The sequence below is a fragment of the Enterococcus sp. XAF26B05_ASV22 genome, assembly GCF_056727285.1.
This window is the reverse complement of record NZ_CM161538.1, coordinates 2,469,346-2,484,080: the sequence shown is the minus strand read 5'-3', so window position 1 is coordinate 2,484,080 and position 14,735 is coordinate 2,469,346. Positions and strand designations below refer to the sequence as shown.

14 protein-coding genes are annotated in these 14,735 nt (G+C 36.4%); 9 read left to right on the top strand and 5 right to left on the bottom strand.

Annotation, left to right across the window (positions count from 1 at the left end; all coding sequences use genetic code 11):
• The first annotated feature begins 6 nt into the window (after positions 1-6).
• The 4 genes from AC1PU0_RS12210 to AC1PU0_RS12195 all read left to right on the top strand — a co-directional run bounded on the left by AC1PU0_RS12210 (position 7) and on the right by AC1PU0_RS12195 (position 4,885).
• Positions 7-687, top strand: a complete 681-nt coding sequence (locus AC1PU0_RS12210; RefSeq protein ID WP_479998424.1) for a methionine ABC transporter permease — start codon at positions 7-9, stop codon at positions 685-687.
• A 23-nt stretch (positions 688-710) separates the two neighbouring features.
• Positions 711-1,544 (top strand): MetQ/NlpA family ABC transporter substrate-binding protein, encoded by an 834-nt coding sequence (locus tag AC1PU0_RS12205; protein ID WP_479998422.1) that lies wholly within the window; start codon positions 711-713, stop codon positions 1,542-1,544.
• A 15-nt stretch (positions 1,545-1,559) separates the two neighbouring features.
• Positions 1,560-2,756, top strand: coding sequence for an amidohydrolase (locus tag AC1PU0_RS12200; RefSeq protein WP_479998421.1), 1,197 nt, complete (start codon positions 1,560-1,562; stop codon positions 2,754-2,756).
• A 590-nt stretch (positions 2,757-3,346) separates the two neighbouring features.
• Positions 3,347-4,885: an ABC-F family ATP-binding cassette domain-containing protein gene (locus AC1PU0_RS12195; RefSeq protein WP_206849424.1), complete on the top strand. Its 1,539-nt coding sequence runs from the start codon at positions 3,347-3,349 to the stop codon at positions 4,883-4,885.
• A 42-nt stretch (positions 4,886-4,927) separates the two neighbouring features.
• Here the strand turns inward: AC1PU0_RS12195 and efaA are convergent, their stop codons facing one another.
• The 4 genes from efaA to AC1PU0_RS12175 all read right to left on the bottom strand — a co-directional run bounded on the left by efaA (position 4,928) and on the right by AC1PU0_RS12175 (position 8,938).
• Complete coding sequence (gene efaA, locus AC1PU0_RS12190) at positions 4,928-5,857, bottom strand: Mn/Fe ABC transporter substrate-binding lipoprotein EfaA (RefSeq protein ID WP_206849423.1); 930 nt, start codon at positions 5,855-5,857, stop codon at positions 4,928-4,930.
• Complete coding sequence (locus AC1PU0_RS12185) at positions 5,854-6,711, bottom strand: metal ABC transporter permease (protein ID WP_069655128.1); 858 nt, start codon at positions 6,709-6,711, stop codon at positions 5,854-5,856. Before AC1PU0_RS12185 ends, efaA begins: the two co-directional genes overlap by 4 nt.
• Positions 6,708-7,463 (bottom strand): metal ABC transporter ATP-binding protein, encoded by a 756-nt coding sequence (locus AC1PU0_RS12180; RefSeq protein ID WP_206849422.1) that lies wholly within the window; start codon positions 7,461-7,463, stop codon positions 6,708-6,710. The genes AC1PU0_RS12185 and AC1PU0_RS12180 overlap by 4 nt, the downstream gene beginning before the upstream one ends.
• A gap of 281 nt (positions 7,464-7,744) precedes the next feature.
• The gene (locus AC1PU0_RS12175) at positions 7,745-8,938 is read right to left on the bottom strand and encodes a serine hydrolase domain-containing protein (RefSeq protein WP_206849421.1); all 1,194 of its coding nucleotides are present in this window, start codon (positions 8,936-8,938) and stop codon (positions 7,745-7,747) included.
• A gap of 244 nt (positions 8,939-9,182) precedes the next feature.
• Here AC1PU0_RS12175 and AC1PU0_RS12170 point away from each other — a divergent pair, with 244 nt between their 5' ends.
• The 5 genes from AC1PU0_RS12170 (at position 9,183) to mnmA (ending at position 14,120) form a co-directional block, all read left to right on the top strand.
• Complete coding sequence (locus AC1PU0_RS12170; RefSeq protein WP_206849420.1) at positions 9,183-10,148, top strand: ribose-phosphate diphosphokinase; 966 nt, start codon at positions 9,183-9,185, stop codon at positions 10,146-10,148.
• A gap of 87 nt (positions 10,149-10,235) precedes the next feature.
• On the top strand, positions 10,236-11,132 hold the full coding sequence (gene rarD / locus AC1PU0_RS12165) for an EamA family transporter RarD (protein ID WP_206849419.1): 897 nt from the start codon (positions 10,236-10,238) through the stop codon (positions 11,130-11,132).
• 84 nt (positions 11,133-11,216) lie between these two features.
• Complete coding sequence (locus AC1PU0_RS12160; RefSeq protein ID WP_206849418.1) at positions 11,217-12,362, top strand: aminotransferase class V-fold PLP-dependent enzyme; 1,146 nt, start codon at positions 11,217-11,219, stop codon at positions 12,360-12,362.
• Positions 12,363-12,444: 82 nt separating this feature from the next.
• Positions 12,445-12,786, top strand: a complete 342-nt coding sequence (locus AC1PU0_RS12155) for a DUF1831 domain-containing protein (protein ID WP_069655134.1) — start codon at positions 12,445-12,447, stop codon at positions 12,784-12,786.
• Positions 12,787-12,995: 209 nt separating this feature from the next.
• Complete coding sequence (gene mnmA / locus AC1PU0_RS12150) at positions 12,996-14,120, top strand: tRNA 2-thiouridine(34) synthase MnmA (protein WP_069655135.1); 1,125 nt, start codon at positions 12,996-12,998, stop codon at positions 14,118-14,120.
• A 111-nt stretch (positions 14,121-14,231) separates the two neighbouring features.
• On the opposite strand, the gene AC1PU0_RS12145 is transcribed toward mnmA, so the two are convergent.
• Complete coding sequence (locus AC1PU0_RS12145; protein ID WP_206849417.1) at positions 14,232-14,615, bottom strand: hypothetical protein; 384 nt, start codon at positions 14,613-14,615, stop codon at positions 14,232-14,234.
• Between the last annotated feature and the right edge of the window lie 120 nt (positions 14,616-14,735).

Sequence of the window (14,735 nt, the reverse complement as noted above, 5' to 3'; positions counted from 1 at the left end):
ACTGAAATGCAATATTTTTTACAACGGTATTTTCCAAATGTCTTATCACTAAAAGAAGAGTTTATCAACAGCACAATTGAAACCTTATATATGGTCTTTTGGACAGCTATTATTGCTGGAATTCTGGGGACATTACTTGGTGTTGTACTGGTTGCAACAGGGCCAGACGGCATTTTAATGAATCGCATTCTTTACAATAGTTTAGAAAAAATCATCAATATTTTTAGATCTATCCCCTTTATCATCATGCTGGCATTGATTCAGCCAATCACTCGTTTTTTAACAGGAACAACGATTGGGACAACGGCTGCTTTAGTGCCGCTGGTGATTGGGGTGATTCCATTTTTCGCACGTCAAATCGAAAATGCCTTATTAGAAGTTGATCCAGGAGTGATAGAAGCCGCAGAATCAATGGGAACGAGTCCGTTAGGGATCATTTTTCGGGTGTACTTAATTGAAGGCTTACCAAGCATCATTCGCGTTTCTTCTGTTACGATCATCAACTTGATTGGGTTAACAGCAATGGCTGGTGCGATTGGTGCTGGTGGTCTAGGAAATTTGGCGATCACAAGAGGCTATAATCGTTTCCAAACAGATGTGACAATTGTGGCAACATTGATCATCTTAGTTTTAGTTTTTGCCAGTCAGTTTATAAGTAACGCATTGATCAAGAAAACATCACATTAAAAAAACGAAAAGAGGAAATGTACATGAAAAAGACAATTAAATTTATCGTTTTAGCGTTAACTATCGGGTTTGTATTGGCAGGATGTTCTGCTGGAAGTGCTAAAGAAGAAAAGAATGAAGTTGTAAAAATAGGTGTTGTTGGCGCCAATAACGAAGTTTTAGAATCGGTTAAAGAACGGTTAAAAAACGATGGAATCGATCTGCAGCTTGTTGAATTTTCTGATTATACACAACCCAATGCTGCTTTAGCAGAAAAAGAAATTGATTTGAATTCATTCCAACACCAGATTTTTTTAGATAACTATAACAAAGAACACAAAACAGAGCTTGTTTCAATTGGTCATACAGTCAGTGCGCCATTAGGTATCTATTCTTCTAAAATCAAAGACGTCAAGGAATTAAAAAATGGCGCTGAAATTGCGATTCCAAATGACGCAACAAATGGCGGACGAGCATTATTGTTATTACAAAGTGCGGGACTAATCAAAGTGGACCCTGCTAAAAAACAAACACCTACTGTAAGTGACGTAACAGAAAATAAATTGAACTTAAAAATCACAGAATTAGATGCTTCTCAAACAGCTAGGGCGCTACAAGATATCGACGCTTCTGTCATCAATAGTGGAATGGCCGTTGATGCAGGCTTTGTCCCAACGAAAGATGCAATTTTCTTAGAACCTGTGGATGAAACATCAAAACCGTATGTCAATATCATCGTTGCCCGTGAAGCGGACAAAGACAATAAAACATACAATAAAGTAGTTGATGTTTATCAACAAGAAGAAACGAAAAAAGTTATTGAAGAAACATCAAAAGGTTCAAGTATTCCAGCTTGGGAAACATTTGGCAGAAACTAAAAGGAGGATGATCATATGACTACATTGAAAAAACAATCAATCAAAGAAGAAATTCAACAATATGCAGATGAAGTGATTGCGTTAAGACGACATTTTCATCAGTACCCAGAAGCTAGTTTAAAGGAATTTGAAACAATCAAACGAATCAAAGCAGAATTAAATAAGCTTGACATTCCTTTTGAAGAAGTCGGAAAAACTGGCGTACTTGGAACAATCGTTGGAGAAAAGCCTGGTAAAACAATCATTTTAAGAGCCGATATTGATGCATTGGAATTAGAAGACGCAACAGGAAAAGAGTATCAATCTAAATATCCAGGCTTGAATCATGCATGCGGTCATGACGGTCATACTGCAGCTTTATTAGGCGCTGCTAAAGTCTTGAAAAACTATAAAGACGATTTTGCTGGAACAATCAAATTAGCGTTTCAACCTGCAGAAGAAATTGGCGCTGGCGCTTGTCAGTTTGTCGCTGGCGGTTTTGTTGAAAATATCGATCAGGTTTTTGGGATCCATTTGGATTCAAGTGTTCCTGTAGGGAAATTGGTTGCGACTAAAGGTGCGACTAATGCCTCTTGTGATATTTTTAAGATTGAAGTTGAAGGGTTAAGCAGTCATGTGGCACAACCGAATGTTGGACGGGATGCTGTATTAGCTGCAGCAAGTATTGTAGTTGAACTACAAAAAATTGCTGCAAGAGAAGTTAGTCCCCTAGATCCAATCGTGGTCGGTATTGGTGTGCTTGACGCTGGCACTAGATATAACATTGTGGCTAACCATGCGAAAATCGAAGGGACAGTTCGAGCTTTTAGTCACGAAACGCGCGCCTTTGTTTTAAAACGTGTGGAAGAGATTGCGCATCAAATTGCTGAAGCTCATCGGACTAAAATTTCCTCTTTCCATATCTACGATGCGGCAGGACCGTTGATCAATGATGATACTGCAACAGAGTTAGCTCAAAAAGTAGCAGCTGAAATTGTTGGCAGTGAAAATGTCGTGACCGATCATACAAAGAGTTTAGGCGCTGATGATTTTGCTGATTTTTTACAGAAAGCACCAGGCGTATATGGTCGAGTAGGAACTCGAAATTTAGATAATCCGGATACACAATATGGCCATCATCATGAAAAATTTGATATTGATGAAGCTGGATTGGCGTTAGCAACAGAATTTCATGTGCGTTATGCACTGACCTATTTACATTCTTTTGAATAATTTTTATAAAAGTATAAGGTTTTAAGAGTAATTGACGTTCAATCTTATACTTTTTCATTTTGTGAGGTAAGAAGACAGGTTTAGTGATCAGATATAGCACTATTCTTGCATTTCAAAACAATTATGTTAAACTATTTTTGTAAAGAAAGGTGATTAAGAATGTTTTTTCTTTCAGATAAATTTGTGAAAAGAAGCAGCTCCCGACAAATGAATGTGATGAAGCATTGTTGTGGAGCCTAATAAAATGAACCCTTCATCGTCTAAATCAATACTGAATTTTTGAGACTAAGCTGTAGTCTTATTTTGTGTTGTTTTTGGCGATGAACTTGATTTTTATAACGCTGAACAAAGGACAACGTGTTTCGTACGTTGTCCTTTGTTGATACTGACAAGGGATGAGATAGGGGGACCTATTTGATTGCTTGTTTTTTTGTCTGGATAAGCAAATACCTTTCAGCCTAACGTACGAGAACGTTGGATCAAACAATTTTAATTTTGAATCAATAAAACAGATAATTACTACAATTTACCATTAAAGAGAAGCAAAGAGAGCAGAAAAATCTTTGCAATAAACGAAAAGAGGAAGAAAGATGAGTTTATTAACAATCGAACACCTAACCCAACGTTTTGGCGAAAAAATTCTGTATGAAGATGCATCACTTCGTATCAATAAAGGGGATCACATGGGGGTAACAGGTCAAAATGGTGTAGGGAAATCTACTTTAATCAAGATTTTAACAGGGGAAATTTTAGCGGATGATGGAACGATCACGTGGCAAAATAATACGAGAATTGGGTACTTGGATCAATATGTGGAAGTGATTGGCAATAGTACGATTAACGAATTTTTACACCAAGCATACAAGTCATTATACGAAATTGAAGGAAAAATCAATGATTTATACACAGAATTTGGTGAGACTGGTGCAGATAAATTATTAGAGCGAGCAGGGAACTTGCAAACACAGCTAGATGAAAGTGATTTTTATCAAATCGATACAATCATCAACGATCTTGCAAATGGTCTGGGTATTGAAGCAATCGGGTTGGAACGACCAATGAAAGAATTGAGTGGAGGACAACGATCTAAAGTTATTTTGGCGAAGCTATTATTAGAAGAGCCTGATGTGTTGCTACTTGATGAACCAACCAACTATTTAGATGACACTCATATTCAGTGGTTGATCCATTATTTAACTGATTTTACTGGAACCTTTATTTTAGTTTCTCACGATTATCATTTTTTAAATGCCGTAACGAATTGTATTTGTGATATTGAATTTGGTAAATTAACCAGATATACAGGAAATGTTGAGAAATCTTTTGCACAAAAAGAACAAAACAAAGAAAGCTACTTAAAACAGTATCATGCCCAACAAGCGAAAATCGAAAAAGCGGAAGCTTATATTCGTAAATACAAAGCAGGAAATCGTGCAACGATGGCAAAAAGTCGTCAAAAACAATTAGACCGAGTAGAACGAATGGCACCTCCAGGCAGTTTGATGAAACCACAGATTCAGTTTCCTTACCAACCAATCGTTGCCAGCTTGTCCCTGATTACAGATGAATTGACGATTGGTTACACTGAACCATTATTAGCGCCAATTAATCTATCTGTCCACAGTGGTGAAAAAGTGGCAATCAAAGGATTTAATGGCATAGGAAAATCGACATTGATCAAAACGTTGACAGGAAAGATCAAACCAATCGATGGAGAATATCACTATCCAGCAAACACAAAAATTGCTTATTTTTCACAAGATTTACTTTGGGAAAATGATTATTTAACACCCCTTGCTTTTTTAAGTAATTGCTTTCCAAAAAAAACAGTGAAAGAAATTCGAACGTATTTAGCGAAATGTGGCTTACCAGACAAATTAGTGAATCAACAATTGCGTCTACTAAGCGGAGGGGAACAAACGAAAGTGAAGCTATGTGAGTTGACAATGGAGTCTAGTAATCTTATTTTTTTAGATGAACCAACGAACCATATTGATGTAGCTGCAAAAGAAAGCGTACGTCAAGCGATTCAGCAATTTCAGGGAACGATTGTCATCGTTTCACATGAGGAGGAGTTTTATACTGATATTACAGACCGTGTGATCAATATTGAGGAAATGATACAATAAAAAAATTGCTTCTAACAATTTAGACCGTTAGAAGCAATTTTTTTATTTCATTAACCCATCATGGATTTTATCTAAATTCCATTTCATCATTGCATAATAGCTATCGCCATCTTCCCCTTTTTTAGCAATAGAATCAGTAAAAATCGTACTATAAATTGGCAAATCTGTTTCTTTTGATACTCGTTCCATACTACGTTTGTCGACACTTGTTTCAACAAATAAAGCAGGTACTTTTGTTTTGTGGATTTGATCAATGATTTGTTTCATTTGATCGGGTGTTCCTTGGCTTTCTGTATTGATTTCCCAAATATAAGCAGCAGTCAGTCCATATGCTTTAGAGAAGTATTTAAAAGCCCCTTCACTGGTAACGAGTAATTTTTGATTTTCGGGAATATCTGCGAATTTTTCTTTGGCTTCTTTGTCTAGAGCGTTAAGCTTTTCGATGTATTCTTTAGCATTTTTTTCATAAGTTTCTTTGTTTTTTGGATCTTTTTTACTCAATGTGTCTCTGATCGATTCTACATAAGCAATCCCGTTTTGAATATCTAGCCATGCATGTGGATCTTGTTCGTCTTCTTTTCCAGCACTCGTTAAATACATGGGTTCGACTTTCTTACTTACAGAGAAAAAGTCTTCATCTTCTTTTTTCTTAGCGGTTTCCATTAGTTTATTGAACCAACCGTTACCACCAGTTTCTAAGTTTAACCCATTGAAGAATAAAACATCAGCTTCCGAAGCTTTAGCCACATCTTCAGGTAGGGGTTCATATTCATGTGGATCTGTTCCAACCGGCACAATACTATGGAGATTAACTAAATCTTCTCCAACATTTTCGACCATATCGGCAAGAATCGAGTTCGTGGCAACAACGTTGATCTTTTCTTTTTCTGAAGTATTGGCAGAGTTAGTTTGACAAGCGACTAGTAAAAATAAACCGGCTAGAGCAGTGATAAAAAGTATTTTTTTTCTCATAAAGTTGGTTCCTCCGTTTTCTGTTTATTGACAAAAAATAGTCCTTTTTTTGGTGAAAATAGAAAGGCAATAATAAAAAATGCTGCGGCAGTTAAAACGATCGTAGCTCCCGATGCTAAATTGTACGAATAGCTAAAGAATAGGCCGATAATCGAACTTAGAATTCCGAAAAGAGAAGCTAAGGCAATCATAGTAGGCAAGTGATTCGTCAACAAGTAAGCGGTAGCGGCAGGAGTAATCAGCATAGCAATCACTAAAATCGTTCCGACTGTTTGTAAAGATGAAACAGCAACGAGCGTTAATAAAAACATTAAAGCATAGTGGAAAAATTGAACATTTAATCCATAGGCTTGTGCCATTGTAGGGTCAAAAGAAGTAATTTGTAATTCTTTATAGAAGATTCCGACAAAAATCAATACGATGATCCCCACGATCACAGTAATCAATATATCAGAATCACGAACAGCTAGAACATTCCCAAAGAGAATATGATAAAGGTCAGTCGAACTTTTAGCAAAAGAAATCATAATAATTCCTAAAGCAAAAAATGAACTGAAGACAACCCCAATAGCTGTATCGTTTTTTAACTGACTTTTTTGAGTGATAAATCCGATCAATAAAGCAGCTAGAATACCGAAAATCGATGCCCCAAAAATATAATTGACCCCAAACATATAAGAAGCTGCTACTCCTGGGAGTACGGCATGAGAAATTGCATCTCCCATCAAAGACATTCCTCGTAAAACAATAAATGAACCAATTATTCCTGAAACCAATCCAACGATGATCGAGGTGATCAAAGCATTCTGTAAAAATTGGTAACGAACCAAACCATCAATAAAATTTGCAATCATGCGTCAGCCACCCCTTTGATCATAATATCGCCCATTGTGTCACCATAGGCTGATTGAATATTTTTGTTTGTAAACGTTGTTGCAACAGGACCACTAGCAATCAATTTTTTCTTTAAAATGATCACATTATCAAAGTAATGAGCAACTTTGTGAAGATCATGATGAACGATCAAAATCGTTTTTCCGGCATCTTTTAATTGTTTTAGAATATCCATGATCACTTTTTCGCTGGTCATATCGATGCCTACAAAGGGTTCATCCAAGACGATGACATCTGCTTTTTGAGCGAGAACGCGCGCAATGAATACTCGTTGTAATTGACCACCGGATAATTCACCGATTTGACGTTTGGCAAATGCCTCCAACTGAACGGTTTTGAGGGCTGCCAAAGCTTGTTCTTTTTCTTTCTTTTTAGGTCGTTTCATCAAACCCAGTTTCGGATATGTTCCTAAGAGAACGACTTTCATAACATTGATTGGAAAAGAAAGGTCTAATGCACTCCGTTGTTCTACATAAGCGATTCTCTTTTTCTGTGTATCCAGAGGTTGCTCTCCAATTGCTACAGTTCTGGAGTCTGTTTTAAGTAGACCTAGCAATCCCTTTAGAAATGTTGACTTTCCGGCTCCATTTGGACCGATGATCCCCGTTATTTTTCCAGCAGGAATGTTTAAAGAAATATCAGTTAGCGCTTTTTGACCTTGATAACTAACTGTTAACTGTTTGATTGTAACATTATTGTTATTTATAGACATAAAAAAACCTCCTTTTTAGGTTTACCTTAAAATAAGTATAAGATAAACTTAAAATAAAATCAATCCATTTTTTAGGTTCGCCTAAAAATAAACGAAAAAAGAGGCCGGATACAACTCTACGAGTCATATCTCAGCCTAAAAGAATTCAAATAAACGATATAAGTAAAAGCAGCGCCTTCGGAAATTAGCTCAAAAACACAACGAGGGACGTATTGATATTATACAGCATCTACTTGTTTTTCGGAGTTAATTACGTCTCTCTCAACTTCTTTATAGTAAAATTATTCGCTTTGATCGGATTCTAATAAGTCGAAAATTGAATCAGCTAATTTCGAATGGGAATCATTTTTTGGGTATTGATTTGATAATAAAATGACTGCATTTTTTCGGTCTTTTGAGAACATTGCATTTGATTCGAAACCTGCTTCGTTACCATGTCCTTTGATATGGGTTGCGAAATTGTATAATCCGCCCATATATTTTGTTTCAGTTTCAGGAGTCCAAACTTCTTCCATGATTTGTTGGTCAATAATTTTTCCTTCAAATAAGTCAGAGTAAAATAAATAAAGATCGCCGACGGTCATGCCAACATTTCCTGTTCCAACTTCTTGATCAAACGTTAATGGATTGTCATTGATTTGGGTGCCAAAATCTTTACCAGACGCTGGTTTATACGCATAGGTTCGATTCGAAGAGTGTATAAAGTCATCATAAAAGCATGTATGAGACAAATTTAGTCCTTGAATAAAGGTTTGCGTAAATAAAGTTCGATAAGACTGACCAGTCACTTGTTCTAGAATACCAACTAAAATGGAGTAATTAACTCCTTCATATTTATATTTTCCATAAACGCCCATAGTGGCATTGGCAATAGAAAACTGAATGAAATCATCATCCGTCATCAAAATAGTAGGCTTGACCTTTTGCTCTAATCCGGAAGTCATTGAGAGTAATTGGCGAATGGTTATTTTCTGGCTATCTGGAATTGTAGGATAAAATTGATCTAAAGTATCATCCAACGAAAGTTTTCTCGCTTGAACTTGCTTTAAAATAAGTGAAGCGGTAAAAGCTTTTTGAATCGAACCGATTTGAAAGGTAGCGTTATAAGTGTTCGGTCGACTTTCAGAAACATTGGCATAGCCAAAGCCTTTTTGCAAAATGATTTGTCCGTTGTGAATAATTAAAGCTGTACCTGTAAACTGAATATCTTCTAGTTTTTGGTTTAGTTCTTCAGCAAAATCTGAACTGGGTTGAACTTCTTGATTAAAGTTTTTTGTTTGCTCTATATCTTGGGTATTTGAAGGAGAAGATTCAGTCATCATACTTGTTTCGCTTGAGTTGGTTTGCGATGAAGAATCAGGCTGGTTTTGATAGAACAAAAGATAACATTCTACCATGACCAAAAGAATCAAAACTAAAATGATGAATGCAGGGATAAAAGAATTTCTTTTTTTATGATGTTTTTTGTAATGCATGAGTTCAGGCACCTCCGATTATTAATTTATTTTACTTATATTTTGTTGAAATACAAGATGATCCTATAAGATTTTACGAACAGTTTTGTAAGCACAACTATTCTTCATTTAAAAGTCGATAGATTTTCAATTATTTTTCACAAGAAAGCAAAAGTTTCATGATTTTTTTAGCAATCAATGTTAAAATAGAAACTGAAGTTTTTAACTATAGGAAAAGAAAAATACCTAGATCACGGAGGAAATCATGACCCAAAAATACAAGGATAAAACATTACGAATCTTTAGTTTGAATGCCAATCGCCCTTTAGCGGAGAAAATTGCTGAAGTTGTCGGGACTGAACTGGGAAAAAGTACGGTGCGCCAATTTAGTGACGGAGAGATTCAAATCAATATTGAAGAGAGTATTCGTGGGGACCATGTTTTTCTTGTTCAGTCAACCAACCTTCCAGTTAATGATAATTTAATGGAATTGTTGATCATGATTGATGCATTAAAACGAGCAAGTGCTAAAACAATCAATGTAGTGCTGCCTTATTATGGGTATGCTAGACAAGATCGTACGGCTAAGCCAAGAGAACCGATTACCGCAAAATTAGTCGCCAATTTATTAGAAGAAGCCGGAGCAACGCGTGTCTTGACCTTGGATTTACACACTGTTCAAGTCCAAGGATTCTTCGATATTCCAGTAGACAATCTATTCACAATGCCGTTATTCGCGCACAATTATCGTGAGCAACAGTTGACAGGTGACGATATCGTGGTTGTTTCACCTAAAAATAGTGGGGTGCAGCGTGCTAGAAGTTTATCGGAATATTTAGATGCGACACTTGCAATTATTGATCAAGATGAAGTAGATGGTGTACGTTCAGGTTACGTTATCGGAGAAGTCAAAGGTAAGACATGTATTTTAGTCGATGATATTTTAAATTCCGGTAGTACTATGGCAACAGCTGCTAAGATTTTAAAAGAAAATGGCGCCAAATCTATTTATGCTTGTGCGTCTCATGGTTTACTATCTAAAGGGGCTAAAGAGAGGTTAGATGCATCGCCGATCGAGCAAATTTGTGTAACGGACTCTGTTTTCATTTCTGAGGACCGCAAACCTGATGCTTTAAGTATCGTTTCTTGTGCGGAGCTTATGGGTGAGGCAGTTAAACGAATCCACGAAAATACGCCGATGAGTCCACTATTTCGTTTAGAAGAGAGATAAGACCGATTGAGTTAAATCAAGAAAGAAGTTCAGTTATTGTTTTATACTGGGCTTCTTTTTATCATTTAATAGAATGGAGTTGTACATGTGAAGGAACAGAAAAAAGGGATCTTATTTGGATTTATTGCGTATATATTTTGGGGGATCATCCCAATTTACTGGAAATTGCTACCTACAGTCGATCCGTTGGATATCTTATGCTATCGAATAGTTTGGTCATTTGTCTTTATGATTCTTTATATGTTGATCACTAGAAGATGGTCATTATTTTTAGCAGAAGTTAACGTTGTATTACAAGACAAGAAAAAATTATTCGCTATTATTTGCGCCGCTATGCTGATTTCAGTAAATTGGTTTACCTTTATTTATACGGTTAGCCAGGGACATGTTACACAAGCTAGCTTAGGTTATTATATAAATCCGTTAGTGAATGTGTTGCTAGCAACATTGATCTTGAAGGAAAAATTGAGTCGTTCGGGAATGATTGCATGTGGGTTAGCACTGTTCGGTGTTCTGTTATTAACGATTCAAACAGGAGAAATTCCATATGCGCCATTAATTATGGCGGTGACCTTCAGTTTTTACGGGTTAATCAAAAAAGGGATAACCGTAAGTTCATATACGGGCTTGACCATTGAGACAGTGGTTATTATGCCAATAGCGGTCATTTATTTAGTCTTCTTTTCAAGACAAGGATTTATGCACTATGAACTGTCTACTAATTTATTATTGATGGGAGCTGGCATCGTGACGGCTATTCCATTATTGCTATTTGCACAAGCAGCAAAACAAATTTCCTACATTATTCTAGGATTCATTCAATATATAGGCCCAACAATCATGTTGCTATCTGCACTCTTTTTATACCATGAACCCTATTCAGCAGAGCAATTTATTGCCTTTGGTTTTATTTGGTTAGCGATAGCAGTGTTTACGTATGGCAATATTTACACGTATCGCAAGGAAAAACGGTTCGCCAAGTGAGAAGCTTAAGAATCAATCTTTGAGGAACATTTCTAGTTATGTTAAACTAATCCCATTAAAAAGGATTCAGAAAGGATGAGTTCAGTGGAACCCATTTATTTAGATCACGCAGCAACAACACCAGCGCATCCAGCAGTTATTGAGATAATGGCCAGTGAATTGGCTAACACATTTGGTAATCCATCTAGTATCCATACATTTGGTAGAAAAGCACATCGTACCTTAGAAGATATCCGCCAAGTGATTGCAGCTAGTCTTAAAGTGAGCCCTCATGAAATTATTTTTAATAGTGGTGGGACTGAAGGGGATAACACAGCAATCATCGAAACGGCGCTTTCTAGAAAAAATCAAGGGATGCATTTGATCACAACGGCGATCGAACATCCAGCTGTTTTAGAAACCATGAAATATTTGGAAGAATTAGGTTTTGAAGTCACCTATTTACCTGTTGATGAACGTGGAGAATTGTCTATCACAGATTTCGAGAATGCCTTAAGAAAAGATACAACATTGGTATCTGTGATGTACGGTAATAATGAAATCGGTAATTTGCTCCCAATCAAAGAAATCGGCGCTTTACTAGAATCACATCCAGCGATTTTTCATACAGATGCCGTACAAGCGTATTGTTCTGAACAGATTTCACCTCACGAATTAGGGATCGATTTATTAAGTATATCTGCTCATAAAATCAATGGACCAAAGGGGGTGGGCTTCTTATTTAAAAATGACAACATTTCGTTGCCCTCATTTTTACATGGTGGCGAGCAGGAAGAAAAACGTCGGGCAGGAACGGAAAACTTAGCTGGCATTGCAGGTATGGGCAAAGCGGTTGAGCTTTTATCAGATAGTGAAAAAAAACAACGACATGAAAAATATGCTGATTTTGAGCGAATGATTTTAGCTCAACTAGATCAAGCTCAGATTGAGTATCAGGTCAATGGCAATCCTGAAAAAAAATTAGGTCATATTCTAAACTTACGGTTTTCAGGCGTCTCAAGCGAGCTGCTATTGATGCATTTAGATCTTCAAGGTGTGGCAATCTCAACGGGATCGGCGTGTACGGCTGGCACAGTAGAGCCTTCTCATGTTTTAGAAGCAATGTATGGCGAGAACCATCCTGCAATCAAGGAATCTGTTCGGATCAGTTTTGGGTTAGGCAATGATGAAGTACAAATTCAACGTTTCGTAGCGCTATTGATCGAAACAATCAAAAAAATTAAACAGTAATGCAATAAAAATAAGATTAGAACTAGTAAAAAGAAAGCGCACCAATTATAATAGAAGAGACAAAAAATAAAGAGGTGGAAAAATGGCATTTAAAGAAAAGGCAACAGTCGAAGGTTGTACGGTATTTTATAAGGTAAATGAACAAGCAAAAAAATACACACTGAAAGATAATGGCTTCACTGAAACAAATTCAGGAAATTTTCAATTGATTCGTCCATTAGATGGGACACCCCAAAGTAAAGAAGGATTTAAATTAAAAATCACGATTGCTGAAGATCTGAAAACATTAAAAATGTCAGTAACAACTGCAAATGGATTGAAAGCAATGAATATCTTTAAGAGTGAATCTCATGCAATGAGTCAAGAGAAGTTTTATTTCTTGATGGATGGTATGATTAGCCGCGGTGTGTTTGAGAAAGCGTAATGTTCAAATTCTGAAAATAAGACAAGGTCAAAAAGATCGAGTCTTATTTTTTTACTATCAAAATGAAGAAAGATTTTGCAAAGAAGGACGTTGTATTCTCTTAATACCTTTACATCTTCCAAAATCCTAGTATAATAAGTATCACTGAAAAGTTACGACCTTCAAATCGTAGATGCATTCAGAATCTAAATTGAAATGATGGTGATCAAATGACAGATAACAGCAAAACTCGTGTCGTTGTGGGCATGAGCGGAGGCGTAGATTCTTCTGTTACAGCACTGCTTTTAAAAGAGCAAGGCTATGATGTTGTGGGTATCTTTATGAAAAATTGGGATGACACGGATGAAAATGGTGTGTGTACAGCTACCGAAGACTACAAAGATGTAGCAAAAGTTGCCGATCAAATAGGTATTCCTTATTACTCTGTAAATTTTGAAAAAGAATATTGGGATCGCGTATTTGAGTATTTCCTTAAAGAATATCGCTTGGGACGAACGCCAAATCCTGATGTGATGTGTAATAAAGAAATCAAATTCAAAGCCTTTTTGGAATATGCCATGCAATTAGGCGCAGATTATGTTGCAACTGGACATTATGCTCAAGTAGAACGAAAAGAAGATGGCACCGTACGTATGTTGCGTGGTATAGATAACAATAAAGACCAAACTTATTTCTTAAGTCAATTATCTCAAGCTCAATTGGCTAAAACCATGTTTCCTTTAGGCGGTATGGAAAAATCAGAAGTTCGAGCAATCGCTGAACGTGCTGATTTAGCAACAGCGAAGAAAAAAGATTCAACCGGGATTTGTTTTATTGGAGAAAAGAACTTCAAGCAATTTTTAAGTACCTATTTACCTGCTAACAAAGGAAATATGGTGACTTTAGATGGTGAAATCAAAGGACAACATGATGGTTTGATGTATTATACCATTGGGCAACGTCAAGGTTTAGGCATTGGCGGTGGCAAAGGTTCACAAGAACCTTGGTTTGTAGTGGGAAAAGACTTAGCAACGAATACATTATATGTTGGACAAGGGTTTCATCATGAACAATTATATGCAACGCATTTAGACGCAAGTGAAATCCATTTCACAGTCGATACAGAAATGCCAAGAGAATTTGAATGTACGGCGAAATTCCGCTATCGTCAAGAGGATATACCAGTCAAAGTTGTGTTAACTGGTGACGGAGCGACAGCGAAAGTGATTTTTTCTGAACCTGTTCGTGCCATCACTCCAGGACAAGCAGTCGTCTTTTATGATGGCATGGAATGTCTTGGTGGTGGCTTGATTGACCAAGCCTATCAAGAAGAAAAAATATTGCAATATATTTAATCAAAGCGGTTGGGACAGGAGTGTTTAATCCCGAAAAATAAGGAGGGATTGCTCCTGAACCCACCGTTTATAAGGATTCAATGTGAGCGGGATATGACTCAAAGAGTTGCCCTACTCATTTTTTTTAGTAATATAAGCTCTTGATTCAGGCGAAAGAACAAGATAAATCATTGAAGCAAACTCGATCACACGAAATGCTAGCATAAGCATTTTAGGAAACATACTGACCATCATAGGAGGATAAATGTACATTAAAAAGATAAATGGAATGAAAAGAATGGAAATGATGTACCCTTTTTTACCACCCGTCATCAATCCGGCAATCTCAATAATGTAAATAAGATAGACAAATATCTGATACCAAACATCCGATCCAAATGTTCCATTTCCTTCGACCACCGTTTTTAGCGCTATGATCAATGAAATAATAAGTAAAATATTATTATATAAGAGTAAATAAATCGCAATCGAGTTCCAAAATACAGGTTTTTTCATAATAAGAAACGTTCCTTTCTATTCTTTCCATATTTTAGCAAATGCTATTTCTATTCGCAATCAAATAAAGTAGAAATTAAGTTTATTCTTTCGTACAGAATAACTTGTGGTGGAATAAAA